At 67.7% G+C, this 22,475-nt stretch carries 34 protein-coding genes; 29 read left to right on the top strand and 5 right to left on the bottom strand.

Going from position 1 to position 22,475, the window contains the following annotated elements:
- Positions 1 to 22: 22 nt before the first annotated feature.
- Positions 23 to 520 carry a hypothetical protein gene (locus tag ABLE43_RS08680; protein WP_348978096.1) on the bottom strand — a complete coding sequence of 166 codons (498 nt, stop codon included), beginning with the start codon at positions 518 to 520 and terminating at the stop codon, positions 23 to 25.
- A gap of 118 nt (positions 521 to 638) precedes the next feature.
- The gene (locus ABLE43_RS08675; RefSeq protein ID WP_348978095.1) at positions 639 to 908 is read right to left on the bottom strand and encodes a transcriptional regulator; all 270 of its coding nucleotides are present in this window, start codon (positions 906 to 908) and stop codon (positions 639 to 641) included.
- A gap of 84 nt (positions 909 to 992) precedes the next feature.
- Between ABLE43_RS08675 and ABLE43_RS08670 the strand changes: the two genes are divergently transcribed.
- From ABLE43_RS08670 to ABLE43_RS08660, 3 genes are read left to right on the top strand one after another with little or no spacing between them, the layout of a single operon-like run.
- Positions 993 to 1,388, top strand: coding sequence for a helix-turn-helix domain-containing protein (locus ABLE43_RS08670; protein WP_348978094.1), 396 nt, complete (start codon positions 993 to 995; stop codon positions 1,386 to 1,388).
- Between the two features lie 19 nt (positions 1,389 to 1,407).
- Positions 1,408 to 2,094, top strand: coding sequence for a hypothetical protein (locus ABLE43_RS08665; protein WP_348978093.1), 687 nt, complete (start codon positions 1,408 to 1,410; stop codon positions 2,092 to 2,094).
- A complete protein-coding gene (locus ABLE43_RS08660) occupies positions 2,091 to 2,417 on the top strand; it encodes a thermonuclease family protein (protein ID WP_348978092.1) in 327 nt (108 codons plus the stop codon). Before ABLE43_RS08665 ends, ABLE43_RS08660 begins: the two co-directional genes overlap by 4 nt.
- 99 nt (positions 2,418 to 2,516) lie before the next feature.
- Here ABLE43_RS08660 and ABLE43_RS08655 read toward each other — a convergent pair whose 3' ends face one another.
- From ABLE43_RS08655 to ABLE43_RS08645, 3 genes are all read right to left on the bottom strand, one after another.
- Positions 2,517 to 2,972: a DUF2513 domain-containing protein gene (locus ABLE43_RS08655; RefSeq protein ID WP_348978091.1), complete on the bottom strand. Its 456-nt coding sequence runs from the start codon at positions 2,970 to 2,972 to the stop codon at positions 2,517 to 2,519.
- A 63-nt stretch (positions 2,973 to 3,035) separates the two neighbouring features.
- Complete coding sequence (locus ABLE43_RS08650; protein ID WP_348978090.1) at positions 3,036 to 3,341, bottom strand: addiction module antidote protein; 306 nt, start codon at positions 3,339 to 3,341, stop codon at positions 3,036 to 3,038.
- Positions 3,342 to 3,374: 33 nt separating this feature from the next.
- Entirely contained in the window at positions 3,375 to 3,677 is a 303-nt protein-coding gene (locus ABLE43_RS08645; protein ID WP_348978089.1) for a type II toxin-antitoxin system RelE/ParE family toxin, read from the bottom strand.
- 61 nt (positions 3,678 to 3,738) lie between these two features.
- On the opposite strand from ABLE43_RS08645, the gene ABLE43_RS08640 reads away from it, so the two are divergent.
- The 26 genes from ABLE43_RS08640 (at position 3,739) to ABLE43_RS08515 (ending at position 22,464) form a co-directional block, all read left to right on the top strand.
- Positions 3,739 to 4,131, top strand: coding sequence for a hypothetical protein (locus tag ABLE43_RS08640; protein WP_348978088.1), 393 nt, complete (start codon positions 3,739 to 3,741; stop codon positions 4,129 to 4,131).
- An 85-nt stretch (positions 4,132 to 4,216) separates the two neighbouring features.
- On the top strand, positions 4,217 to 4,597 hold the full coding sequence (locus ABLE43_RS08635; RefSeq protein WP_348978087.1) for a LexA family protein: 381 nt from the start codon (positions 4,217 to 4,219) through the stop codon (positions 4,595 to 4,597).
- Positions 4,572 to 5,207, top strand: coding sequence for a hypothetical protein (locus ABLE43_RS08630; protein ID WP_348978086.1), 636 nt, complete (start codon positions 4,572 to 4,574; stop codon positions 5,205 to 5,207). Before ABLE43_RS08635 ends, ABLE43_RS08630 begins: the two co-directional genes overlap by 26 nt.
- Positions 5,208 to 5,353: 146 nt before the next feature.
- Positions 5,354 to 5,617 (top strand): hypothetical protein, encoded by a 264-nt coding sequence (locus ABLE43_RS08625; RefSeq protein ID WP_348978085.1) that lies wholly within the window; start codon positions 5,354 to 5,356, stop codon positions 5,615 to 5,617.
- Positions 5,617 to 5,850, top strand: a complete 234-nt coding sequence (locus ABLE43_RS08620; protein ID WP_348978084.1) for a hypothetical protein — start codon at positions 5,617 to 5,619, stop codon at positions 5,848 to 5,850. Before ABLE43_RS08625 ends, ABLE43_RS08620 begins: the two co-directional genes overlap by 1 nt.
- A complete protein-coding gene (locus tag ABLE43_RS08615; protein ID WP_348978083.1) occupies positions 5,847 to 6,359 on the top strand; it encodes a host-nuclease inhibitor Gam family protein in 513 nt (170 codons plus the stop codon). Before ABLE43_RS08620 ends, ABLE43_RS08615 begins: the two co-directional genes overlap by 4 nt.
- 8 nt (positions 6,360 to 6,367) lie before the next feature.
- Positions 6,368 to 6,646, top strand: a complete 279-nt coding sequence (locus ABLE43_RS08610; protein ID WP_348978082.1) for an HNH endonuclease signature motif containing protein — start codon at positions 6,368 to 6,370, stop codon at positions 6,644 to 6,646.
- A gap of 191 nt (positions 6,647 to 6,837) precedes the next feature.
- Positions 6,838 to 7,248, top strand: a complete 411-nt coding sequence (locus ABLE43_RS08605; RefSeq protein ID WP_348978081.1) for a P27 family phage terminase small subunit — start codon at positions 6,838 to 6,840, stop codon at positions 7,246 to 7,248.
- Positions 7,249 to 7,252: 4 nt separating this feature from the next.
- Positions 7,253 to 9,025 carry a terminase large subunit gene (locus ABLE43_RS08600; protein WP_348978080.1) on the top strand — a complete coding sequence of 591 codons (1,773 nt, stop codon included), beginning with the start codon at positions 7,253 to 7,255 and terminating at the stop codon, positions 9,023 to 9,025.
- On the top strand, positions 9,022 to 10,317 hold the full coding sequence (locus ABLE43_RS08595) for a phage portal protein (protein WP_348978079.1): 1,296 nt from the start codon (positions 9,022 to 9,024) through the stop codon (positions 10,315 to 10,317). The genes ABLE43_RS08600 and ABLE43_RS08595 overlap by 4 nt, the downstream gene beginning before the upstream one ends.
- Positions 10,289 to 10,906: an HK97 family phage prohead protease gene (locus tag ABLE43_RS08590; RefSeq protein WP_348978078.1), complete on the top strand. Its 618-nt coding sequence runs from the start codon at positions 10,289 to 10,291 to the stop codon at positions 10,904 to 10,906. Before ABLE43_RS08595 ends, ABLE43_RS08590 begins: the two co-directional genes overlap by 29 nt.
- An 87-nt stretch (positions 10,907 to 10,993) precedes the next feature.
- Positions 10,994 to 12,274, top strand: a complete 1,281-nt coding sequence (locus ABLE43_RS08585; RefSeq protein ID WP_348978077.1) for a phage major capsid protein — start codon at positions 10,994 to 10,996, stop codon at positions 12,272 to 12,274.
- Between the two features lie 82 nt (positions 12,275 to 12,356).
- Positions 12,357 to 12,539 (top strand): hypothetical protein, encoded by a 183-nt coding sequence (locus ABLE43_RS08580; protein WP_348978076.1) that lies wholly within the window; start codon positions 12,357 to 12,359, stop codon positions 12,537 to 12,539.
- 3 nt (positions 12,540 to 12,542) lie between these two features.
- Positions 12,543 to 13,070: a head-tail connector protein gene (locus tag ABLE43_RS08575; protein ID WP_348978075.1), complete on the top strand. Its 528-nt coding sequence runs from the start codon at positions 12,543 to 12,545 to the stop codon at positions 13,068 to 13,070.
- A complete protein-coding gene (locus tag ABLE43_RS08570) occupies positions 13,067 to 13,411 on the top strand; it encodes a phage head closure protein (RefSeq protein WP_348978074.1) in 345 nt (114 codons plus the stop codon). The genes ABLE43_RS08575 and ABLE43_RS08570 overlap by 4 nt, the downstream gene beginning before the upstream one ends.
- A gap of 2 nt (positions 13,412 to 13,413) precedes the next feature.
- Positions 13,414 to 13,821 carry an HK97-gp10 family putative phage morphogenesis protein gene (locus ABLE43_RS08565; RefSeq protein ID WP_348978073.1) on the top strand — a complete coding sequence of 136 codons (408 nt, stop codon included), beginning with the start codon at positions 13,414 to 13,416 and terminating at the stop codon, positions 13,819 to 13,821.
- The gene (gp17, locus tag ABLE43_RS08560) at positions 13,802 to 14,224 is read left to right on the top strand and encodes a tail completion protein gp17 (protein WP_348978072.1); all 423 of its coding nucleotides are present in this window, start codon (positions 13,802 to 13,804) and stop codon (positions 14,222 to 14,224) included. Before ABLE43_RS08565 ends, gp17 begins: the two co-directional genes overlap by 20 nt.
- A gap of 28 nt (positions 14,225 to 14,252) precedes the next feature.
- Positions 14,253 to 14,609, top strand: a complete 357-nt coding sequence (locus ABLE43_RS08555; protein WP_348978071.1) for a hypothetical protein — start codon at positions 14,253 to 14,255, stop codon at positions 14,607 to 14,609.
- Between the two features lie 30 nt (positions 14,610 to 14,639).
- Positions 14,640 to 15,068: a phage tail tube protein gene (locus ABLE43_RS08550; RefSeq protein ID WP_348978070.1), complete on the top strand. Its 429-nt coding sequence runs from the start codon at positions 14,640 to 14,642 to the stop codon at positions 15,066 to 15,068.
- Positions 15,069 to 15,070: 2 nt separating this feature from the next.
- Positions 15,071 to 15,502, top strand: a complete 432-nt coding sequence (locus tag ABLE43_RS08545; protein WP_348978069.1) for a hypothetical protein — start codon at positions 15,071 to 15,073, stop codon at positions 15,500 to 15,502.
- A gap of 68 nt (positions 15,503 to 15,570) precedes the next feature.
- Positions 15,571 to 15,723: a hypothetical protein gene (locus ABLE43_RS08540; protein ID WP_348978068.1), complete on the top strand. Its 153-nt coding sequence runs from the start codon at positions 15,571 to 15,573 to the stop codon at positions 15,721 to 15,723.
- Positions 15,724 to 15,745: 22 nt separating this feature from the next.
- On the top strand, positions 15,746 to 19,204 hold the full coding sequence (locus tag ABLE43_RS08535) for a phage tail tape measure protein (protein WP_348978067.1): 3,459 nt from the start codon (positions 15,746 to 15,748) through the stop codon (positions 19,202 to 19,204).
- On the top strand, positions 19,201 to 19,794 hold the full coding sequence (locus ABLE43_RS08530; RefSeq protein WP_348978066.1) for a hypothetical protein: 594 nt from the start codon (positions 19,201 to 19,203) through the stop codon (positions 19,792 to 19,794). Before ABLE43_RS08535 ends, ABLE43_RS08530 begins: the two co-directional genes overlap by 4 nt.
- Positions 19,794 to 20,354: a hypothetical protein gene (locus ABLE43_RS08525; RefSeq protein ID WP_348978065.1), complete on the top strand. Its 561-nt coding sequence runs from the start codon at positions 19,794 to 19,796 to the stop codon at positions 20,352 to 20,354. Before ABLE43_RS08530 ends, ABLE43_RS08525 begins: the two co-directional genes overlap by 1 nt.
- The gene (locus ABLE43_RS08520; protein ID WP_348978064.1) at positions 20,312 to 20,764 is read left to right on the top strand and encodes a DUF6950 family protein; all 453 of its coding nucleotides are present in this window, start codon (positions 20,312 to 20,314) and stop codon (positions 20,762 to 20,764) included. The genes ABLE43_RS08525 and ABLE43_RS08520 overlap by 43 nt, the downstream gene beginning before the upstream one ends.
- Positions 20,761 to 22,464, top strand: coding sequence for a phage tail protein (locus ABLE43_RS08515; RefSeq protein WP_348978063.1), 1,704 nt, complete (start codon positions 20,761 to 20,763; stop codon positions 22,462 to 22,464). The genes ABLE43_RS08520 and ABLE43_RS08515 overlap by 4 nt, the downstream gene beginning before the upstream one ends.
- Positions 22,465 to 22,475 lie beyond the last annotated feature (11 nt).

Genomic DNA, 22,475 nt, shown 5'->3' with positions numbered 1-22,475 from the left:
GGGAAGAGCAGGGATCGTCAGATCATGGGGGCTGCGACGGCTGCTTCAGCATGCGGCGGAGGATCGGGGCGATGCGCCGCTTGGCGCTGAATGCCTGCGTCAGCTCGCGCATCGCCGCGCGCTTCTTCGCGATCGATGCACCCGGCTTGCTGGCCTCGAGTAGCGCGGCGTGTGCCTCGCTCGATTCGCGGATGGCTTCGATCGTCGCGTCGAACAGCTGCGTCTCACACGACGGACTGTCGCCCTGGCCATCGAGCATCAGCGCCATCATGTCGTGGATGGGGCGGCCACCGATGAGCCGGTCGTGCGCGGCATCCAGCGCGACGGCATCGCGGCAGGTCAGCAGCAGGCGTTTGTCGGGGTCGGAGACGTCGCTCAGGTAGCTCTTCGCGCGGGCGGTCGCGGCGACGGCCGCGTCCATGCCGATCGTCACGATCAGGTCGGTGACCGCCTGCTCAATCGACAAGGGCGCTCGCGCCTTCGTCATGCCACTGCACCGAAAGCCGGTGCCGATCGCCACAGACGACCGGCACCGACGGCGCTTAGGGAGGCGCAAAGGCACCGCGCCCGGTGGCTTCCAGACCGAGGCAGGCGCGGGTTCCGGCCGATACGCTGGCCGAAAGGGGGAAAGGGGGACGTCATGCGCGACCGCCGGTGGCAGGATCTACGCCCTGTTTGGCGAGATCGTCGAACAGATCAGGCCGAAACTCGTACTTCGAGATGTCGGTGGCCTCGCATAGCGTGGGCACATAATCCGCAGGCGCAGCAAGTTTACCCTTCACCCAACGGTGGATCGTTGGCTGGCTCACACCCAGCAGCCGAGCCATCGCGGCCTGGCTGCCGACCATGTCGACGGCCGCGGCGAATGCGGCCGCACCAGACTCGTACCTCCTTCGCCCCATCGACATGAATCAGCCTATACGTTTGCGTACAGCAGGGATGTACGCAAACGCCGTCTGGTCCGCAATACGCAAACGTATAGCTAAGCGTGGATGATCGCGATCATTCCGGAGCGCCTCGCTGCGAGAATTGATGAGCTGGGGCTTACCCAGGCTCAGGTAGCGCGGTCGATCGGACTGCAGCCACCGAGCATCAACCGTCTAGTGCGCGGGAAGCACGCGCAGACCCGGCATATATTCGGCCTCGCTCGTGCCGTTCGGACATCGCCGGAGTATCTGACCGGCATGACAGACGACCCTGATGCCGACTATGCCGATCATCCCGAACTGACGCCCGAGCAGACCGAATGGCTTGAGCTGTTCGACGCCTTGGATGCCGCGAGTCGGAACTCGCTCATGCAGATTGCCCGGACGCTGGTAACCGGGATGAATACGCCGACGATCAATTCGCCGAAGCCTGCGTATCGTGGGGAACCGACAGCGGCGTAGGCACACACCGGGGGGCGATGTGAACGATTTCTGGACTGACGAAACGAACCGGATCGACCCACCCCGACCTGTCCGACCGCCAAAGCGGCGGCAGGTTCGCAAAAGGTGGATCGCCGCCGCCCTGATCGGACTGTTCGTGCTTCTGCTGGTGATCGTCCCGAAGCCGACACCAGAGCAGATCGCGGCGCGGAAGGCCGAGGAGGAGGCGGCGGAGAGAAAGTCGACGGCGGACAAGGCGCGGGCGACCGCGACCGCCAAGGCGGCGCTGACGAACGAGACGAAGGCTTTGTGGGGCGAAATCGTCGCTGCCAGCGAGGCGTGTGAGGAATGGGGTACGGTCATCGGTGATGCGGCGAAGGCCGGGAACACCTATGCGCTCTACGATGCCGCTACCAAGGGCGCGACGGCATGCAGGAACGGCTATCGGCGTGTCGACGATCTCAAGCCGCCACCCAGCAGTACCGGCGACATCGAGGATGCGTTCGAGAAGGGGATCGACACCTGCGGTTCCGCGCTGATCGCACGCCAGATCGCCTATGAGAAGACTGCCGCGGTCGCGGACGGCAACATGCGGCCGTCCGCAGTGGCCGAGGTCACGGAGGCCATGAAGCGCGCTGGCGGTGGTGGCTTGGCTTGTGCCGGCACCTTTGTCGAGGCGGCAGCTAAGGCCGGCGTGGATACGTCGGTTTTCAAGGCCGCGACGTGATCGCCTTCGTCGCCCTCGCCTGTACGCTCGTCGCGATCGATGGCGACACGCTACGCTGTGGGCGGGAGCGCATTCGCCTGCTCGGCATCGATGCGCCCGAGTTGCCTGGGCACTGCCGGCGCGGCCGCCAGTGCGTCGAGGGCGATCCGGTGGCCTCGCGCGCGGCGCTGGCGGCGGCCCTCGCGCGGGGGCCGGCAACGATCGAGCGCCGCGGCCGCGATCGCTACGGCCGCACGCTGGCCCGGGTGCGCGTAGCAGGGGTCGACCTGTCACAGCACCAGGTACGGGTGGGCGCAGCGGCGCGGGTGGCGCGCTGGGAGTAAGGGTATCGCGCGGGTATCGTCGGAAGAAAGCGACGCGAAACTGGCGCATATCCGCCAGTCTCGGACGATGACGACGGAGGGGGCCTCCGCCCCCAAAACTCAGAATTCCATCTCGACGCCGGTATGCTGTTCAATCTTCTTTTTCAGCAATCCCTTGGCTAAGGCTTTCAGCAGGTCGACGCTGAAACCTCCCGCCAGCGCCGCGTTCTTCTTGGTGTTCCGCCAGATCTCCGGATCACGGACGCTGTCCAAGAAGTCGTGACCGGCATAGGTCATCCGCTTCACGTACCAGTTGCCGCCCGACCGTTGCGTGAGTTCGACGAACCCTGCCTCCTGAAGCAACTCCAGATGATACTCGTATTTGGCGACTTCCTCGGCGGTCATGTCCGTTGTTGGGTCGACACCGAGTGCCGCAGCATTCTCGGCATCGAGGAGTTCGAACACCTTCTTGCCGCCTTCGATTAGCAACAAGAGGTCACGAATTAGGTCCATATCGCGTTTCATCATATTCCCTTCTGGACAGAGCAGATCGGTGTGCGAGCGCAACGCGCCCACCACCGAGCCTCACCCCGCGACCGTAGCCGTCGCAGCCGGAGTGGCGAGGGCGGTTGAATAGACTCAGGCGGCTTCCGGCTGGCGCTTGGACACGCTGGCGGTGAAGCCGAAGGCGGCGAGCACCTTGAGCAGCGTGCCGAGCGTCGGGTTGCCGTCGGTGCTGAGCGCCTTGTGGAGCGCCATGCGCTGCATGCCGGTGTCGGCCGCGAGCTTGGCGATGCCGCCCCGCGCGCGGGCGACCACGCCGAAGGCATGGCCGATATAGGCGCGATCGCCGCTCTCCAGCGCGTCGGTGAGCAGCTCGATCTGCGCGTCGTCGTCGCCCGCCAGATGGGCGGCGGTGTCGAAGGGCTTGAGTTCGATAGCCATCGGTTCGTTCCTTTCGTTCCTGTGCCGCGCCGGTCAGGGACCGGCGTGGATTTCTGCGGCCATTTCCTTCGCCGCGTCTATGTCCCGCGCCTGCGAGCCCTTGTCGCCACCCACCAGCAGGATCACCAGCTCGCCGCCCTTGATCGTGAAGTAGAGGCGGTATCCGGGACCGAAGGCGATCCGCAGCTCGCTGACCTTGTCGCCGACCGACTTGGCGTCCCCGAAGTTACCGGCTTCGATCCGAGCGATCCGGGCGGTGACGATGCCCGCCGCGCGGCGGTCCTTCAGGCCGGTGTGCCATGCTTCGAAGCGGGTGGTCTGGAGCGTCGTGAACATGTGTATCTTATAGTTTACGCAAGGACGGTTGTAAACTGTAAAATACACCGCCGCGCTTGAAATGTTGGATTTTGTTCGTTTTATGTTCCGTATGTCGGAGAGCCGTGCCATTATCATCGCGCTTGCCTCGCTGCACCGCCTGTATGTCGAGGCGCGGCCGGAGCCGTATGCGCGGACGACCGAGCTGCGGGCGATCCTAGCGCTTTTGCACGTCCTGTCGGGTGGACCGGCCAAGCCGTATGTGGATTACTGGACGGCGGCGACCGAGCCGCGGGAGAAGGTCGAATCGGACCTGACTGCCAAGGTGATGCGTCGCAACCAGATGCTGGGGAGCTGGCACGGCATTCTACATGCCTTCGGGTTGCCGTCATCGATCGAGCTGTCGGACGCGATCGCGCGGGTCGAGCGCGCCGATCGCGACGCAGTACCGCCGGCCGAGCAGAAGCGATTGTGACGGCGGGCGGAGCCGTACACACGACGGATCGTGCAATTTCCGGCCACGTCGCCTATATTCGTCAAGGGGTTCGCGAAGGATGCACATGGCCGCGCCGATCGCGGGCGTATCGCGCAAGGCGCAGGCGCTCGCGTACATTTCCGACTATATCGTGCGCCACGGCCGCAGTCCGGTGATGCGTGAAATTGCGCAGCATCTCGACGTCAGCGATACTCGCGCGAAGGCACTGGTGAAACGCCTGGCGCTCGACAAGATGATCGAACGGCTGCCTGGATCGCAGCGCGGCATTTCGGTGCCAGGGCTGCTCGAAAAGCATCTGCTCGAGCGGATGCGGGCGATGGGCGTCGTTGCGAACGAGGATTTTCTCTGCCCTGCGAATACGCTGCCGTTACCACAAGGGAATCTGTCACTCGTGGCGATCATCGAGCACATCCCTGACGATGACCGTAGCCAGCCATTCACCTGAACCGTCGCGCGGCACCCGCGCGGCACTTGTCGTGTACGACGAATATGAGCGGCAGCGCGTCGAGCACCTGGTGCTCGGCCGCCCCCGTCCGAAACCGAGCCGCAATCGCGTGCGCAAGGGCAAGGTCGCGCCGATCGTGCGTCTCGCCCCCGGTGTGGAGGAGGCGGTGCAGCTGCGCGAGGAATGGTCGCACAAGGCGGATGGCACGCCGGCGACGCATGCGCATGCCGCCGCGATGCGCCGTCGTGAGGGTTGCCTAGCGCGCCTGGTCGCGACCGGCGCACTCGACGTGCACCAGCTCGCCGCGGCCGAGGAGATCGCGACGGCACACGCCGCGATCGCGGCCGACGTTGCGGTACGGACGGCGAAGCTCGAGCCGCGCGGCACGGGCGGCGGGCCGGATGCTGCTGCAGCGGTGCATATCCGCGCCGTGCTGCGCGAGCAGGCATACAGCCGGTGGCGCGCGGCCGTCGGCGCCGACGGGGCGATGCTGCTGGCGATCATCGTCGACGACATGGCGCTGACCACGGCGGCGCGGCGCTGGCGCAAATCCAATCGCCGGACCCGTGCGATCCTGGTGCGGGCGCTCGACGGGTGGCGGCGGGTCTAGGGGTTCCTTTTCGGGCACTTCCCAAAAGGGCACCTGCGCAAACGGTCACGATTCGGCCAGATCCGACCCCGCGATAGCTGCGCCCGACGCCCGATGCTTCTCCCCCCTTGGAGCGTCGGGCGTCGCTGTATCCGGGGAGGCTGCCCATGGGTCACGATCTTACCCGCCAGCATCGCGCCGCCTCGCCGCGCCCGACCCTGGCCGATCAGCTCGAAAGCATCACTGCTGATTTCGACGCGCTGACCCAGAGGGCGCGGCTTGGCGGTCACAGCGCCCGCGACTTCGACGAGATGGAAGAGGGAGCGCAGGCGATCGCCGCCGCGCTCGTCGCCGTCTTTCGAGGGACACGGACCAATCCCACCAATCCGCCGCTCTATGTGAGCCGCGACGGCACGAAGGCAGCTTGGTAATGGCAATCCCGCGCGAGGCGATCGAGAAGGTCGTGGCAGATCATCCTGACGCCGCCCTGGTCGGCGTGCCGTTCCGCCTACAGCGGGAAATCTTCCGTGATCTGCTGCACGCCCTGCCCACCGTGGTGTCCGAGAGCGATCCGGCATCGCCGTTGGTGGCCGTGCCGGTCGGCCTGCTGCGCGCGCTGATGAGTGCGCTGCCGGTGGCGACGTTGCCGCAGGTGCCAGCATGAGGCCGCCCCGCACGCTCGACAAGGCGACCCTGCTGCTCGAGCGCTATAGCGCGCTGGCTGGCGAGCTGGAGACGATCGAGGCGAACCGCAACGCGGCGATCGCCGACACCAATTCCATCGCCGATCGCTTGGGCGCGCCGATCGTCAAGGAGATGGACGAGATCCGCGCGGCGATCGAGCCGTGGTGGGCGACGGCTGCGGCTGAGCTGACCAAGGGCAAGCGCAAGTCGATCGAGCTGGGTGGCTGTGTCATCGGCACGCGGGCTGGCCGGGCCAAGCTGTCGATTGCGGGTGACGAGGCCGTGGTGACCGAGACGCTGAAGGCGCAGCGGTGGGCCAAGCCCTACCTGCGCACCACCACCGCGATCGACCGCGCGTCGGTACTGGCGGCGATCGACGGGCCTCACCAGGCGAAGCTGCTGGCAGCAGGGCTGACCAGGCTTGCCGGCGAGGTCGCCTTCGTCCTCGATCGCGTCAAGCAGGCTGGCACGGTCGCCAGCGCGGCCTGACCATGCCTATGCAGCCGCCTCGCTTCGGCGTCCGTCCGGGCGCGAAGCAGCACGTCGGCAGCTATCGCCACAAGCGTATCCGCGGTCGCGCTGGCGTGAAGCTGCGCCAGCAGGTGCGGATGGAAGAGCCGATGTGCCGGCTCTGCCTGGCAGCGGGTCGAACGCGGGCGACCGAGGAAGTCGATCATATCAAGCCGCTGAGCGCGGGCGGATCGAACGAGCGGTCCAACTTCCAAGGGCTGTGCAAGCCCTGCCATTTCGAGAAATCGGCGCGGGAGAAGCGCTGATCCGCCGCCCTAGGGCCGGGGGGGTGGGTCAATCCCTCCGAACCGCCGACCCCGGACACCGGCGGTCAAAGAAACTTTTGAATAGGGGTATTCAAAACCCTTTTTGTTCCCCCGATTGATGCGAGGTTCCTATGGGCAGCGGTGGTGCGCGGCCCGGATCGGGGCCTAAAAGGAAATCGCCGGCGCTGGCGATGACGGCGGCAGAACGGGAGCAGGTGCCCGCGACGCCCGGCGCCGCGGTGCCTATGCTGCCGCCGATCCACCTGTCAGATCTGGCGCAGCTGCTGTTCGGCCAGATCGTCGCGCAGCTCGAGGCAGAGCGTCGGGCGGATGCGCGGTATGTGCAGCAGGTCGCGCTCCTCGCTATCCGTCTTGAGCAGGTACAGCGGTGGCAGGCGGTGCTCGAGACGTGCGGCGACACCTATGAGGCGACGACCACGACCGGCAGCGTCATGATCCGGGCGCGCCCCGAGGTCGCGATGCTGTCGGATGCCATGCGCCAGGCGCAGTCGCTGCTCGGCGAGCTGATGCTCAACCCCGTCGCCGCGCTCAGGATCGCGAGCGGGAAGGGGGACGGACCGGGCGACTGGGACGACTTCTGAGCGCGTGGCACGCGCGCCGGGGGCGGTGCGGGACTATCCCGCGATCGCCAAGCAGTACGCTGCCGACGTCGTCGCGGGACGGATCGCGGCGGGCAAGTCGATCCGCCTGCAATGCAAGCGGTTCCTCGACGAGCTGACGACCGCCGGGCTGGGGCTGTTCCCCTACCGGTTCGACGACGATCGCGCGGCGCGACCGTGCCGGTTCATCGAGAAGCTGCCGCACACGAAGGGGGAATGGGCGCGGCAGAAGAAGCGGCTGACGCTCGAGCCGTGGCAGATCTGGAACATCTGCGTCGTCTTCGGGTGGCTGCACGCGGACGGGCCGCAGAAGGACACGCGGCGCTTCCGGCGCTGGATGCTGATCGTGCCGCGCAAGAACGGCAAATCGGCGATCGCCGCCGGCGTCGGGCTCTACATGTTCTGCGCGGACGGCGAGTTCGGCGCCGAGGTCTATTCGGGTGCGACCAACGAGAAGCAGGCGGGCGAGGTCTTCCGGCCCGCCCGGCTGATCGTCGACCGCACCAAGCCGCTGCGCGATCGCTTCCGCATCCAGCTCCTGGCGAAGACGCTGTTGCGGCCGGACGACGGGTCGAAATTCGAGACGATCGTCGGCGATCCGGGCGACGGCCAGTCGCCGAGCTGCTCGATCCACGACGAGTATCACGAGCATAGCGACGACGGTCAGGTCGACACCATGCTCACCGGCATGGGCGCGAGGACGCAGCCGCTCCAGTTCCTGATCACCACCGCCGGCGAGAATCTTGCCGGTCCATGCTATGCCATGATCCTCGAGCAGCGCGAGCGCCTGGCCGGGATCGGGCACAACGGCGGGCCGCCGATCGACGACGACTGTTTCTTCGCCGAATACACGCTCGACGAGGACGACGACTGGCGGACTGAGGCGGCGCTTCGCAAGGCCAATCCCAACATCGGGATCTCGGTCAGTCTGGAATATCTGCTCGCGCGGCAGCGCGATGCGATCTCGACCCCCCGGAAACGGGGCATCTTCAAGACCAAGCACCTCAACATGTGGGTGGCCGCGAAGGCGGCGTATTTCGACATCGAGAAGTGGCGCACCTGCGCCGATCCCGACATCCCGATGCGCTATGCCGACGCGGCCGAGCTGGAGCGGCTGATCGGGCGGCGCTGCATCGTCGCGCTCGACCTTGCGTCGAAGATCGACATCGCCGCCATGGAGCTGCTGTTCCCGCCGCTCGGCCACAAGGCGACGCGCGACGATCCGTACATCCGGATCGGCCGCTACTTCCTGCCGACCAAGACCGTCGAGGATGTGAGCGCCTACCAGGGCTGGGATGCGGACGGGCTCCTCGACGTCAGCGAGGGCGACGTGGTCGACTTCGAGGAGATCGAGATCGCGCTCGACGAGGCGCGTGATCGCTTCGACGTTTACGCGATCCCCTACGACCCGGCGCAGGCGACCATGCTGGTCAACAGGATGGTCAAGAAGGGCGCGCCGATGCTCGAGTATCGGATGTCGACCGTCAATCTGTCCGAGCCGATGAAGTCGCTCGACGCCTTCACCCGCGCAGGTCTGATTGCCCATTCCGGCTGCAAGGTCATGGAATGGCAAATGAACAATGTCGTGGCGCAGGCTGACGCGAAGGACAACGTCTATCCGCGCAAGCTGCGCGCGGAGGCCAAGATCGACAGCCCGGTCGCGCTCATCATGGCGATCGGCGTGGCGCTGTCCGGCGAGGAGGAAGAGATGACCACTTCGCCCTATGACGACCCCGAATTCAGCATGGCGACGGCATGAGGTGGTGGCCGTTCGGCCGCGCGGCCGAGACGCGATCGCTGGAGCGCGGCACGATCGACTTGTCGACCGCCAGCCCCGAGGAGGTCATGGAGCTGTTCGGCGGGCAGGGCGCGGCCGGGCCGGTGACGATGCCGGTCGTGACGATCGAGAGCGCGCTGGAAGTGCCGGCGGTGTTCGACGCCGTCAGCTTCCTGTCGCGCACGATGGCGGCGCTGCCGTTCCATGCCTTTACCAAGGTCGACGGCAAGCCGCAGCGCAGCGACGGCGACATGCAGATGTTGCTGAACGAGGCCCCCAACGCCGAGTGGTCGAGCTTCGCGGCGCGTCAGTATTTCTGGCAGCAGGTGTTCACCGTCGGGCGCGGGCTGTTCTGGATCGAGCGCGCCGGGTCCAAGGTCGTGGCGCTGTGGCCGATGAACCCGCGGGCGACGACGGTGCGGCGGCGCAAGGGTCGCAAGATCTACACCTGCGAGGGCAACGAGTACCCGGCGGCGGACGTGATCGACGTCCCCTTCATGCTGAAGCCCGACCAGCTCAACGTCTATTCGCCGATCACGAAGGGGCGTGACGCGATCGGGCTGATGATCGCGATGAACCGCTTCGCGGCGGGGTTCTTCGCCAGTGGCGGCACGCCGCCGCTGGCGCTGGAGGGGCCGATGCCCTCCGGCGCCGATGGCTTCAAGCGCGCGATGGCGGACATCAAGCGCGCGATCGACGCCGCCCGCGCCGCCGCCGCGCCGTTCTTCGGCATTCCGCCCGGCTATTCGCTGAAGCCGCTCGCGATCGACCCCTCCAAGGGGCAGATGACCGAGGCGCGCCTGTTCCAGATGCAGGAGATCGCGCGGCTCTATGGCCTGCCGCCGGTGTTTTTGCAGGATCTGTCAAAGGGCACGTTCAGCAATACCGAGCAGCAGGACATCCAGCTCGTAAAGCACCTGATCGCGCATTGGGCGAAGGCGCTGGAGGACGAGTGCAACCTGAAGCTGTTCGGCCAGCGCCGCCGGTCGCGGTATGTGCAGCACATCCTCGACGGGCTCCAGCGCGGCGACTTCAAGGCGCGGACCGAGGCGCTGGCGCGGGCAATCCAGACCGGCCAGCTCACCCCCGACGAGGCGCGCGCGCTGGAGGACCGGCCGCCCGATCCGTCGGGGGCGGGTGCGAAGCTCTACATGCAGGGTGCGACGGTGGTGCTGGGCACGACGCCGGCCGCACCGATCGGCCACAACGGCGGGCCACCGCTCGACGAGAACGAGGAGAAGCCGGATGCCGAAGCCGACACCGTCGCGGCCTGACGGGCGCGAGATCCGCGCGATCACCGTACCGCTGGAGATGCGGGCGGCCGCCGAGGGTGAGACGGGCCGGACCGCGACTGGCTATGCCGCTGTCTTCGGCGTCGAGACGTCGGTCGGTGGATATTGGACCGAGGTGATCGCGCCCGGTGCCTTCACCGCCTCGCTGACCAAGCGCGACGTCATCGCGGTGCATACCCACGATACCGGTCGCGTGCTGGGGCGGCTGCGCGCCGGCACGCTGTCGCTGCGCGAGGATGCGAAGGGGCTGGCGTTCGAGAATCTGTTGCCCGACACCACCGACGGCCGCGATCTGGCGGTGCAGATCGATCGCGGTGACATCGCAGGCATGAGCTTCGGCTTCGTCGCCACGCGCGAGGAGTGGAACGACTTGGTCGAGCCGCCCAAGCGGACCATCCTCGAATGTGATCTCTACGAGATCACCTATACCCCGCTGCCGCAATATCCCGACACCGAGGTCGGCATGCGGTCACTGGATGCCGCACGTAACGAACGGCGATCGATGCCGCCGAAATCGACCGCGACCGTCACCCGTCGCGCCCGGCAGGCACAGGCCGAACGCGGCCTCTGATCCACCTCCCGGCGCAAGCCGGCACCGGGCTTTGCGCCCCCGTCACCCGCCTCCCGGCGGGTTTTTTTGTGTCTGGAGACCATCCCCATGCCGACCCTTACCGAATATCACGACCAGCGCGGCCAGCTCGTCACCGAGGCGCGCAGCGCGCTGAATGAGATCGAGACGAACACCGACGATGCGCGGACCGCCGAGCTGGAGACGCGCCACGACCGGATCATGGCGGATCTCGACAAGCTCGATGCCAAGATCAAGCGCGAGGAGCGCATGAAGGCGCAGGAGGCGCAGCAGGAAGAGCGCGCCGAGCGGCTGCGCCCACGCGGCGGTGATCTCGACGGCGAGGGGCCGGAAGGTGGCCGCGGCACCGCTACGACGGAGCAGCGCCAGGCCGAATATCGCTCGGCCTTCTGCGACTGGATGCGCACCGGGTGCGACGCGGGCGAGCTGCAGCCCGAGCAGCGCGCGCTGCTGCGCGCCGGCTTCGTCGAGCAGCGCACGCAGCTCGCCGGTACGGCAGTCTCGGGCGGCTATACCGTCCCGCGCGAGCTGGCGGGCGAGATCGTCCGCACGATGCGGGATTGGGGGCCGATGTACGACGGCGACATCGTGCGGACGATCACGACCGGGTCGGGCAACGAATTCGACATCCCGACCAATGACGACACGAACGGATCGGCCAAGGATATGGCCGAGAACGACGACGTCGCCGATGACAACGCGGATGACCTGACGTTCGGGCAGAAGCGGCTCGACGCCTTCATGGACGTGACCAGCTGGATCAAGCTGAGCTATGTGCTGATGCAGGATTCGGCCTTCGATCTCGAGGCGTTCATTGCCGAGGCGATCGGCGAGCGGCTCGGTCGCAAAGCGAACCGCCGTCTGACGATCGGCACCAACGTGAATCAGCCGAACGGCATCGTCACCGCCTCGGCACTCGGCACCACCGCCGCCGCGGCGGCCGCGATCGCCGCTGACGAGCTGATGAATCACCAGCATTCGGTCAACGCGGCATACCGCCGCTCGCCGAAGTGCGCGTGGATGTTCGCCGACACCACGCTGCTTGCGCTGCGCAAGCTGAAGAACGGCCAGGGCAATTTCCTGTGGCAGATGGGCGACATCCGCGCGGCGCAGCCGGCGCTGCTGCTCGACAAGCCGTACCACATCAACGACGACATGCCCGCGATGACCACCGGCCAGAAGCCGATCATCTTCGGCGATCTCGGTCGCTATTGGGTCCGCAAGGTCGGTGCCCCGCTGGTCGGCACCGTGCGCGAAAAGTTCTGGCCGAAGATCGGTCTGGCCGGACTCATCCGCTACGACGGCGAGCTGATGGACGACGCGGCCGTCAAGCATCTGAAGATGGCGTGACGGTCCGGCGGGCGGGGCACCAGTCCCGCCCGCCGTTTTCCCGACCGGCGGTGCCGCCGGTCCGGCAAGCGAAAGGACCGCCATGCAGATCAAGATGACCACGGGGCTGTCCGGCCCCGACTTCTCGCTGTCGCCCGGCGACAGCGTGCCCATCGACGACGTCGCGGGGCAGCGCCTGATCGACGCCGGCTTTGCCGAGCTGGATGCCGAGGCGGCGGCGGGCGATACCCCGACGCACGCCCCGGCCGAACCGGTGAAGGCGTAGCCCATGCTTGGCGCACCGCGTCTCATCGCCGTTGCCGGGGACGTGCTGGTCCCGATCGAGGAGCTGCGCGACTTCCTGCGTATCGATGACGCGGCGTCCGACGTGGAGATTGCGGGCTACCTCGACGCCAGCGCGGGCGAGATCGAGCGGCGGACCGGCTACCGGCTCGGCCGGCAGACGGTCGAGGTGCTGGGCGACACTTGGGCTGACTTCCGCCACCTGCTGGTCGGGCCGGTGCGCGCGATCGTGTCGGCGCGGTACCAGGATCGCGCGGGCGTGTGGCAGGATCTTCCGGCGGATGCGCTCGAGCTTTTCGGCGCGGAGCTGGAGCAGGGCGTGCGTGCCGCGCCGGGCCGGCTGCTGCCGCTGGTGCGACTCGATTGTGCCGTCATCGCCGTGCGCCTCGATGTCGGGGCCGAGACGATCGATAAGGTGCTGCGCTGGGCGTTGCTGCTGATGTGCCGGGCGAAGCTGGATGATGTCGCCGCCGATGTCGGCCACTTGCTCGTCGACCATCGGATCAATCCATGACGATCGCGACGTCGACGCTGACGCACCGCGTAACCGTCCTTCGCGCGGGCTCGATCGACGATGGTCTGTCTTCGGTACCGGGGGGGATGCTTCCGATCGGCCGGCGCTGGGCGAGGAAGGCCGACATAAGCGACGGCGAACGCATCGAGGCAGCACAGCAGGGCCAAACGCTGACGACCCGCTTCGTCGTGCGGGCCGACACGCTGACCCGCGCCGTAACGGCCAAGGATATGCTGGACTGCCGCGGCGTCCGCTACGCGATCGTCGGCACGAAAGAAACGCGGGACCGGACGCCTGCGATCGAGATCACCGCCACGGCGCAAAAGGATCTGTCGGCATGAGGATGAAGGTCCGGATCGAGGGAACCGACGCGATCGCGCGGAAGATCAAGGCGATGGGCCAGGCGCTGACCCGCAAGACGCTGGTGCCGATCATGGCCGAAGAGCTTCAGCCGATGGCCGACGAGATGCGCGGCGGCGCGGCGCGGCGCAGTGGTGAGATGGCAGACAGCGTCACTGTCAGCACCAAGCTCTCGCCCGCACAGGCGGCAGCGAACGTCCCCATCGCGCCGGTCGAGGTCTTTGCTGGTCCTGGTCCGCTGCCGCAGGCGATCCAGGAGGAGTTCGGTAACGTCCATCAGACCGCAGATCCCTTCATCCGCCCGGCGTTCGATTCACAGGTGCAGTCGACCATGAAACGGATCGGGCAGCGCGGCATCGAGGCCATTCTCGATGCAGGCAAGAAGGGCTGACCGGGTGGAGGAGGCGCTGCGCGCGCTGCTGCTGTCGACCGCGCCGCTGGCGGCGCTGGTCGGCCGGCGGGTCGATTGGGGGCTGCGGCCGCAGGGCGACCCGCTTCCGGGGCTGACGCTTCAGCGGATCAGCGACGCGCCGGTCATGAATTTGGCTGGGCCGAGCGGATGGTCGCGCGCACGCATCCAGCTCGATGCGTGGGGCCGCACCTTCAAGGAAGCGCGCGACATCGGCGACCTGCTGGCCGGGCGCGGCGGGCTGCTGGTCGGCCTGCGTCGAGACGTCGCCGGCATCCGGCTGCGCGGCTTCGTCGTCGTGCGACGCAGCGGCACCGACTCCACCCGGACCGATCCGATCCACCGCGACAGCATCGACCTGATGCTGACCTACACCGCCCTCTAGGAGACCCCCTATGGATGTTCGTACCACGATGCGTTTCGTGGATCGGGAGGCGCTTGCCGCCAACCCCGACGATCCCGACGCCGCCGACACCCCCGCCGGCACGATCCTGACCGTCAGCGCCGGGCGCGCCCTCTACCTGCTCGATACCGGCTTCGGTCAGCCGATCGGCGTCGACCGCGCAACGCTGGAACGTCTGGCGCTGGCCGAGCGCGAAGCGGCGCTGCTGGCCAGCGTCGCGCTCCTCGCGCTGATCCCCGTGGCGCCGACCGATCCGGCACCCGTCGCCGATAGCACGAAGGCAGCCGATCCCGTCGAGCCGTCCGGTGACGACACCGCCGACACCCCCGATCCGTCCGACGGCGGCCCCGTCGACCTGAGCAAGTAACCGGCCCGGCCGGACAAGGAGACACCCACCATGGCTGCAACCGCCGCTGCAACGGACATCGGCTTCCTGACCACCTTCGGCAAGGTGGTCGGAAGCGTCTATACCCCCTTCGCCGAGGTGACCGAGCTGACGCTGCCCGAGCTGTCGCGCGACAGCGTCGATCTCACCCACATGACGAGCCCGGACGGCTATCGCGAGTTCAAGCCGGGCTTGGCAGATGCCGGTGAGGTCGGGATCGTCTATAACCTGATCCCCGGCGTCGCCGACGATGCCGTCATCCGTACCCACCTCGGCACCCGCGTCGTCGAGGCGTGGCGCGTCACCTTCCCGAACGGAGCGAAGCTCGACTTCCGCGGCTTCGCCACCGCGCATGGCGGCGCCGTCCCGATGGAGGACAAGATGACGGGCACCGCGACCTTCAAGGTCAGCGGCAAGCCGACGCTGACGCCGGCGGTCTGATCATGGCCGCACCGAACCAGCAGCGCGGTCATCTCGGTTTCGAGATCGGCGACGAGCGCTTCACCTTTGCCTTCTCCACCAACGCCCTGTGCGAGGTGGAGGAGGCGTTCGATCTGCCCGACATCACCAAGCTCGAGACGGTGCTTGGCTCGAGCCCCTCGCTCCGGACCATCCGCACGCTGTTCCGCATCGGCCTGACCGACTGCCATCCCGACATGACCGACCACGAGGCCGGGCGCATCATGGAGGCAATCGGCGGTCTTCAGGATTCGCTCGAGCTGATCATGCGCGCGATCAGCGCCGCGTTCCCGGGGGCCAAGCCGGGTGGCACCGAGAACCCTCCGAAGCCGGCGAGAGCCGGCCGTGGGACTGGTGCGATCTCCACGTCGACTGGTGCTCGACGGGTCGGTGCACGGAGCAATACTGGCGGCTGACACCGCGCGAGATCGCCCGGGTATTCGAGGGCGAGGCGAAAGCGGCTGCCGCCCGCCATGATCTGGCGATGCAGTCGGCATGGACATCGGCAGCGTGCGGCCGGTCCAAGAAACTGCCGAAGCTCGCCGAGCTGCTCAGCGAGAAACCCCGCACCAAGCGGACGATGACGTGGCAGTCGATGCTGGGTGCGGCGACCGCATGGGTCGCCAGCGCCCGCTGATCCAGACCGAAGGAGGTGCGGCATGTCATCTGCTGTGGTGGGTGCTGCTCGCGTCGTCTTCGGCGCGGACAGCGCGGAGTTCGATGCGACCGCGCGCGGCGTCGAGGGGGTCTTGGGCCGACTGGTCGAACGCTTCCGCGACGTCGAGGCGCAGCTGAAGGCGGTCGGTACTGCGGCGACGATCGGCATCACGCTGCCCTTCGCCGGCATGATCGCGGCGATCGACGATGGGGCGGGTGCCTACGAGGCGGCGATGAACAAGGTCGCCGCTGCGTTACCCGACGCTCCAGCCGAGCAGCTTGACGCGCTGAGCGACGCAGCGCGCAAGCTCGGCCCGGCGGTCGGCAAGAATGCGACCGAGGCGGCGGGCGCGGTCGATGCCCTCGCGCGTGCCGGCGTGTCGGCCGAGGATATTCTTGGCGGGGCGCTCGACAGCACGCTGAAGCTGTCGGCCGCAGGCATGACGGATGCCGGCAATGCCGCCGGGCTGGTCACCGACATCATGGGCCAGTTCGAGAAGAAGGCTGACGATCTCCCCGACGTCATGACCAACGTCATCGGCGTCCTTGATGCCACGAAGATGGAATTCGACGACTTGCGCCTGGGCATCGGCCAGGGCGGTGCGATTGCCGCGGCGGCGGGCGTCGACTTCCTCGATTTCAGCACGTCGCTCGCCGCGACGGCGACGCAATTCGCGTCCGGTGCCGACGCCGGCACGAGCTTCAAGACCTACATCCAGAGCCTGGTGCCGAAGAGCAAGGAAGCCGAGGCCGCGATGAAGCGGCTCGGGCTGTCGTTCTTCGACGCGCAGGACCGGATGAAGCCGATGGGGGACCAGGCGGAGATGCTGCGCCAGCAGCTGGCCGGCCTGTCCGACAAGGATCGCACCGACGCGCTCAACACCATCTTCGGCGCGGACGCGGCGCGCACGGCGATCGGCCTGATGCAGCAGGGTCGGGAAGGATTCGAGAAGTACCGCGCCGCGGTCGCCAACGGCGACGTGAACGCCAAGGTCGCGAAGGCGATGGAGGGCACGGAGCAGGCGGGCAAGAACATCGCGAACGCATGGCTCGAGCTGAAGATCGCGTTCGGGATCGACACCGGCCTCGTCGACGTGATTGCGCGCATCAAGAACGGTTTCGCCGATTTTCTGAAGGCGATCGCCGGCCTGCCGCTAGGTGTGCGGCAGGGCATGCTCGCGATCGGCGCGCTGGGCGCGGCCCTCGGCCCCCTGATCTGGGCGGTGACGCACGTCGGCGCCGCGATCATCGCCAATTTCGCCGCTGCGAAATTCGGCATGATCGGGCAGGTGCTGCGCCTGCTGATCTCGCCGGTGAGCGCCATCCTGTCGCTGATCGGGCAGGCCGGCCTGCGCGGTGCGCTGATGATGTTGGGGCAGCGGCTGCTGGCGCTGACCGGGCCGGTCGGCGCGGTCATTTCGCTGTTGCTGCTGTTCAAGGACAACATCATCGCCGGCCTGCGGGCGGTGTGGACGGAGATCAGCGCGACGCTCGGGCCACCGCTCGCCGCGATCATGGACAAGGTACAGGCCATTTTCGCCAAGCTGTCGGGCGGCGCGGTCGGTGGATCGATCAGCAGCCTGATCGACATGCTCTCGGCGCTGAAGGACTTCATCGGCAATGGCCTGACCGCCGGCATCCTTGTCGCCGGCGAAATCATCGAGCGCGCCTTGGCCGCGATCGTCGCGGCGATCGGCGGGCTGGTCGACGTGGTCAGCGGCGTGGTCGACGTCATCAGCGCGCTGCTGGAGGGGGATTTCAGCGGCGCGTGGGAAGCTGCGGCCGGGATCGTCGAATCCGTGTCCGATGCGATCATCGACGTGATCGCCGCCATCGTGCCGGAGATCGGCGACAGTCTGCGCGCGGTGCATGCCGCTGCCAAGCAGTGGCTGGGCGATGGCCTGAGCGGTATCGCGCAATGGGTCAGCGAAACCGTCCGGTCGATGATCGCCTATATCGCGAGCGTGTTCCCCGGTGCCGTGACCGCCGCGCAGGCGGTCTACAACGGCGTGCGGCAATGGCTGGTCGACCGCTTCAGCACCGTAATCGATTGGGTCAAGGGCGCGGTCAAGGAGGTTGTGGGCTGGTACGAGTGGATGGCGGCGCGGATCGGCCTCGACAAGGTGCTCGCCCCTGCGCCGGCACCGGTCAGCAATCCCAAGCCGGACGCACCAAAGGCACCGCCACCGGTGCCGCCGCGCACGTTGCCGCCCGAGGAGGGCAAAAAGAAAAAGGAGAAGAAGGAGCGCGCGAAGAAGGAGCGCGATCCCGCCGAGGATGCCGCCGATCGCGCGCGCCTGGCGACGCAGGCGGAGATCGAGGCCGCACGGCTCCGCGGCGATCGCGATGCCGAGGAGGCGCTCAAGCGCAAGCTAGATCTCGAGCAGCAGATCGATGCGTACAAGCGCACCGGCCTGTCGCTCGCCGCTGCGACCGCGGCCGCGACGCGCGACATGGCCGCGCTGGATGCCGCCTGGGCCATCGGTCAGGCGAAGGAGCTGGAGCGGGACGAGGCGGGGCATCGCCTCGACATCGCCAAGCTCAGCGACAACCGCTCGCTGATCGAGACGCTGGAACGACAGGCCGAGATTGCGGATCGTATCCGTGCGTTCCAGCGCGAGGGCCTGACCCTTGCGGAGGCGACGGCCCGGGCGCAGCGGCAGCAGCTGGAGATCGACGAAGCGCGCGCCGCGGTGCGCGCTCGCCTGCTTGCTGACGAGGCACAGGACCGGGAGCTGGAGCTTGCCCGGCAGCGCGGCGACAGCGAGGCGCGCATCCGTCAGCTTCAGCGCGAAATCGACATTCGCAAGCGGGCGCGGGAGATCGAGGCGCGCGACCGGCTCGAGCCGGGGCAGGGCGTCGAGAAGGCCACTGCGGAATGGACCGAGATGGACCGCGCGCGCCAGACCGGCGAGTTCCGCACCGCGTTCAAGGATGGCGTACGCGCGGCGCTCGATGGCGACCTGAAGGGCTTCATTTCGACCTGGTGGAAGGACCGCGTCGCCAAGGGCATGGAGGATGCGCTGAACAGTCTGGCTGACGTGTTCGCGGATCTGCTGGGCAAGCTGACCAAGGGTGGCGGCGGTGGCGGCGGGGACTTCCTCGGCTCGCTGGGCAGCACCCTGCAGGGGCTCTTCAAGCGCACCCCCTCCACCGGCGGTACCGGTATTGCAGGGCCGATGCTGCCGGGCTTCAAGACCGGCGGCAGCTTCCGTGTCGGGGGGCGCTCCGGCATCGATGCGAACATCGTGGCCTTCCGCGCCACCCGGGGCGAAATGGTCGACATCCGCCATGGCAGCGACGCTGGGCCGGGTGGCGGTCCCGCAGTGGTCTATCTGCGGGTCGGCAAGGGCGAGCTGTTCGAGGCGAGCGTCGCCGGCATCAGCGGAGCCGTCACCACCCGAACGGTCCGCGAGAACAACGGGCGGCAGGCGATGGCTGCACGGCAGACGGTCCGGTGATCGAACTTCCGCCATATCCGTCGCCAAACGATGCGACGCCGGCGATCGTCGATCGGGGCGGCGTGCTGCGCGGGGCCAGCGCGCTGCGCGTCAATCGGCAGGGCAACCACTACCGGATCTCGGTGTCGTATCCGCCGCTCGACGAGGCGGACCGCGCGCGGGTGTTCGTGTCGCGGCTGATCCGGGCGAAGCGGCAGGGCCTGCGCATGCCCTATCCGCTGCTCGGCGTCGACCAGGGCCGCTGTGGCTGGGGCGTGGTGGTCGACGGGGCTGGGCAGGGCGGGGACACGCTGAAGGTCCGCGGCCTGCCGCGCGGTGGTGTGGTGCGGGAAGGCTTCTGGCTGTCGATCGAGGACACCGGCGGCCAGCATTACCTGCACAATGTCGGCGCCGAGGCTGTGGCAGATGCCGACGGCAAGGCGACCCTCTCTGTCGCTGATACGCTGCTGCGCCGCCCCTATGCCGATGGCTGCCGGGTCCATCTGGCGCGGCCGATGATCGAGGGGCTGATCGAAGGCGACGAGCAATCGTGGCAGCTCGCGATCGACGGGAACACCGCCCTGTCGTTCGTGATCGAGGAGGCTGCGTGATGCAGACGATCAGCCTCGCCGGCCTCGTGAAGATCTCGCTGCCAAGCGGCGACATCCTGTTGTGCGATGGCGGCTTCGTCCGCTGGGGCGACGAGGTGTACCTGTCGGCCGACCCGACCTTCGGGACGATCGGCGTGCTTGAGGCGTTCGCCGAAGGCACCGGCGATGAGCTGCCGGCGGGCAAGCTGACCTTCCTGCCTCCCGATCTGGCCGCTGCGGTCGACCTGTCGCGCCCTGGGTATCAGGGATCGCGGGTGCAGATGTGGATCGCCGAAATCGACGAGGCGACGGGGCAGCCGATCGGCACGCCCGACACCATGATCGACTGGCAGAGCGATCGCACGGTGCTGCGTCGGCAGAAGGGCATGCCGCGATCGCTCGAGATGGTGTGCGTCAGCCGGTCGCAGCGGATGCTGGTCCGGAACGACGGCAACGCGCTTTCGACCGCATCGCATCAGCGGGTGTTCCCAGGCGAGCGGGGGCACGACAACGCCTTGGGCATGGAGGTCGAGGTGGCGTGGGGCGTCGCCTCGCCGCCGCGCGGGGTGCAGGCGGCATGATGAACCTCCACGCCCGCGCGGTAGCGACGCAGGCGACGATCGACCGATTCCGCATGCGCCCGTTCGGATGGGCGAAGGCCGGCACCTGCATCCACCTCGCGCGGGCGCAGATGCGCGCGCTTGGTCACCGCCCGCCGCCGATCCCGCGCTTCCGATCGGCAATCGGTGCGCGGCGCGCGCTGCTGGAGACAGGGCACAAGGATCTCGCGAGCCTGCTCGATTCGCTGCTGCCGCGCATCGCGCCGGCGTCGATGTGGGTCGGGGATCTTGCGCTTATGCAGGGCGATGGGGAATTCGACGCGATCGTCGTGTCCGCCGGGCGGCTCATGGCCGGCTATCATGCCGACCAGCTCGACCGCGGCGTCGTCAACATCGATGCCTATAGCTTCATGGGGGCCTGGCGGCTGTGAGCGGCGTGCTGAAGGTCGTCGGTACCGTCGCGGGGATCGTGGCGTTGGTACCGTCGCCGATCCAGCCCATCGCGGCAGCCGTGGCGATCGCGGCGAACGTCGGGGCTGCGCTGACCGCGCGCAAGCCGACGGCGGTGGCGAGCGGGTCGGTCAACAAGACGACGATCGGCGCGAACCAGCCCCGCCCGTATCTGATCGGCGAGACCTACTACGGTGGCAACCGCCGGCACTGGACCGGCTATGGCGGTAAGGTCGCCAAGGTCGAGAACCCTTACTTGCTGATGGTCGACGTCTATTCGGGGGCGGGGCCGGTCGAAGGGCTGGTCGCGCGCTACCTCGACTATGTCGAGCTGCCGATGGCAGGCAACGCTGCCACCGGATACGCTGCCAACCACCTCTACAGCTATCACCAGCTCGGCGAGACGCCCGAGGGTGCCGCGCTGTCGGTCCACTGGACGACCGCGCCCGGGTGGGGCGCGGATTACAAGCTCTCGAGCTATGCCGCGATCTCGTGGTGTCTCCGCTTCGACGAGGACGGCAAGATCTTCACCGCCGGCGTGCCGGCGACCGGCGCGGTATGGCGGGGCGTCAAGGCGTACGACCCGCGCAAGGATTCGACCTATCCCGGTGGCAGCGGACCGCACCGCTGGGCCGATCCAAACGACCTTCAGGCGTTTTCGGCCGCGAAGGCAACGTGGGAATGGACGCGCTGCCCCGGCCTGCACGGCCTGCGATACGCGCTCGGCACCTGGGAACGCGACGAGGACGATGCCGACGCGCCGTACCTCAAGACCTTCGGCATCGGCATTCCTATCGACGGCATCCGGGTCGCCGATTTCGTCGCGCTGGCGAACGTGTGCGACGCGAATGGCTGGCACGTCGACGGCGTCATCACCGAACCCGGCAGCCGCAACGAGAACCTGAACAACATTTTGGCTGCCGGCGGAGCGGAGCGGTGCTGGGTCGGCGGACGCCTGGCGCTGAAGCTCAGCGCGCCGCGCGTCGCGCTCGACACCATCACCGAGGACGATCTGGCGACCGACGAGGTCGAGGTCGGGGCCATGCAGGGGTGGGAACAGCGGATCAACACGCTGACGCCGAAGTACCGCTCGGCCGCGCATAAGTGGGAATATGTGCCGTCGGCTCCGGTCCAGATCGCGACATATCTCGACGAAGACGGGGAGGAGAAGGGCGAGGAGCGGCAGTACAATCTGGTCCAGGACAAGGACCAGGCGGCGCAGCTCGCGGCGTACGAGCTGCTCGACGCGCGCGAGTTGGGCGAGATCGTCCTCACCTGCAAGCCCCGCCTGCGCCGCTATGGTCCGGGCGATCTGGTCATCGTCGATCTACCCGAGGACGGACTGCCCGCGCAGCCCTGCGTGATCCTGCGACGGACGCTCGACCCGGCGACGATGTCGGTCGAGTTCGTGCTGATGGGCGAGACGGCTGCGAAGCATGCTTTCGCGCTCGGGCAGATCGGTACCGCGCCGCCGACGCCGGCGCTTGGCGGGACCGCTGCCTATGACGCGGCGGTACCGCAGCCGGTGGCGATCCTGTCCGAAACGGTCGCGCAGCAGGCCGAGGTGATCGAGCAGCAGCAGCAGATGCTGAACGAGCAAGCCACGCGCCTCGACACCGCGGCCGAGACGCTCACCGCCTACGACCGGCGGCTGCGCGATCTGGAAGAAGCTGCCGCGTAGCGCGGCCCGAT

This window comes from Sphingomonas silueang (assembly GCF_040049155.1).
Lineage (GTDB): Bacteria > Pseudomonadota > Alphaproteobacteria > Sphingomonadales > Sphingomonadaceae > Sphingomonas > Sphingomonas silueang.
Note: the sequence above shows the minus strand (reverse complement) of the source record. Positions and strands in the feature narration are given on the sequence as shown.

What these genes read in the sequence shown, in the direction of transcription:
- ABLE43_RS08675 (WP_348978095.1), bottom strand. Translation starts at nt 908, where the DNA reads ATGTCGATGGGGCGAAGGAGGTACGAGTCTGGTGCGGCCGCATTCGCC.
- ABLE43_RS08670 (WP_348978094.1), top strand. Translation starts at nt 993, where the DNA reads ATGATCGCGATCATTCCGGAGCGCCTCGCTGCGAGAATTGATGAGCTG.
- ABLE43_RS08650 (WP_348978090.1), bottom strand. Translation starts at nt 3,341, where the DNA reads ATGGCTATCGAACTCAAGCCCTTCGACACCGCCGCCCATCTGGCGGGC.
- ABLE43_RS08645 (WP_348978089.1), bottom strand. Translation starts at nt 3,677, where the DNA reads ATGTTCACGACGCTCCAGACCACCCGCTTCGAAGCATGGCACACCGGC.
- ABLE43_RS08640 (WP_348978088.1), top strand. Translation starts at nt 3,739, where the DNA reads ATGTTGGATTTTGTTCGTTTTATGTTCCGTATGTCGGAGAGCCGTGCC.
- ABLE43_RS08635 (WP_348978087.1), top strand. Translation starts at nt 4,217, where the DNA reads ATGGCCGCGCCGATCGCGGGCGTATCGCGCAAGGCGCAGGCGCTCGCG.
- ABLE43_RS08630 (WP_348978086.1), top strand. Translation starts at nt 4,572, where the DNA reads ATGACCGTAGCCAGCCATTCACCTGAACCGTCGCGCGGCACCCGCGCG.
- ABLE43_RS08625 (WP_348978085.1), top strand. Translation starts at nt 5,354, where the DNA reads ATGGGTCACGATCTTACCCGCCAGCATCGCGCCGCCTCGCCGCGCCCG.
- ABLE43_RS08620 (WP_348978084.1), top strand. Translation starts at nt 5,617, where the DNA reads ATGGCAATCCCGCGCGAGGCGATCGAGAAGGTCGTGGCAGATCATCCT.
- ABLE43_RS08615 (WP_348978083.1), top strand. Translation starts at nt 5,847, where the DNA reads ATGAGGCCGCCCCGCACGCTCGACAAGGCGACCCTGCTGCTCGAGCGC.
- ABLE43_RS08610 (WP_348978082.1), top strand. Translation starts at nt 6,368, where the DNA reads ATGCAGCCGCCTCGCTTCGGCGTCCGTCCGGGCGCGAAGCAGCACGTC.
- ABLE43_RS08605 (WP_348978081.1), top strand. Translation starts at nt 6,838, where the DNA reads ATGACGGCGGCAGAACGGGAGCAGGTGCCCGCGACGCCCGGCGCCGCG.
- ABLE43_RS08595 (WP_348978079.1), top strand. Translation starts at nt 9,022, where the DNA reads ATGAGGTGGTGGCCGTTCGGCCGCGCGGCCGAGACGCGATCGCTGGAG.
- ABLE43_RS08590 (WP_348978078.1), top strand. Translation starts at nt 10,289, where the DNA reads ATGCCGAAGCCGACACCGTCGCGGCCTGACGGGCGCGAGATCCGCGCG.
- ABLE43_RS08585 (WP_348978077.1), top strand. Translation starts at nt 10,994, where the DNA reads ATGCCGACCCTTACCGAATATCACGACCAGCGCGGCCAGCTCGTCACC.
- ABLE43_RS08580 (WP_348978076.1), top strand. Translation starts at nt 12,357, where the DNA reads ATGCAGATCAAGATGACCACGGGGCTGTCCGGCCCCGACTTCTCGCTG.
- ABLE43_RS08575 (WP_348978075.1), top strand. Translation starts at nt 12,543, where the DNA reads ATGCTTGGCGCACCGCGTCTCATCGCCGTTGCCGGGGACGTGCTGGTC.
- ABLE43_RS08570 (WP_348978074.1), top strand. Translation starts at nt 13,067, where the DNA reads ATGACGATCGCGACGTCGACGCTGACGCACCGCGTAACCGTCCTTCGC.
- ABLE43_RS08565 (WP_348978073.1), top strand. Translation starts at nt 13,414, where the DNA reads ATGAAGGTCCGGATCGAGGGAACCGACGCGATCGCGCGGAAGATCAAG.
- gp17 (WP_348978072.1), top strand. Translation starts at nt 13,802, where the DNA reads ATGCAGGCAAGAAGGGCTGACCGGGTGGAGGAGGCGCTGCGCGCGCTG.
- ABLE43_RS08555 (WP_348978071.1), top strand. Translation starts at nt 14,253, where the DNA reads ATGCGTTTCGTGGATCGGGAGGCGCTTGCCGCCAACCCCGACGATCCC.
- ABLE43_RS08550 (WP_348978070.1), top strand. Translation starts at nt 14,640, where the DNA reads ATGGCTGCAACCGCCGCTGCAACGGACATCGGCTTCCTGACCACCTTC.
- ABLE43_RS08545 (WP_348978069.1), top strand. Translation starts at nt 15,071, where the DNA reads ATGGCCGCACCGAACCAGCAGCGCGGTCATCTCGGTTTCGAGATCGGC.
- ABLE43_RS08540 (WP_348978068.1), top strand. Translation starts at nt 15,571, where the DNA reads ATGCAGTCGGCATGGACATCGGCAGCGTGCGGCCGGTCCAAGAAACTG.
- ABLE43_RS08535 (WP_348978067.1), top strand. Translation starts at nt 15,746, where the DNA reads ATGTCATCTGCTGTGGTGGGTGCTGCTCGCGTCGTCTTCGGCGCGGAC.
- ABLE43_RS08525 (WP_348978065.1), top strand. Translation starts at nt 19,794, where the DNA reads ATGCAGACGATCAGCCTCGCCGGCCTCGTGAAGATCTCGCTGCCAAGC.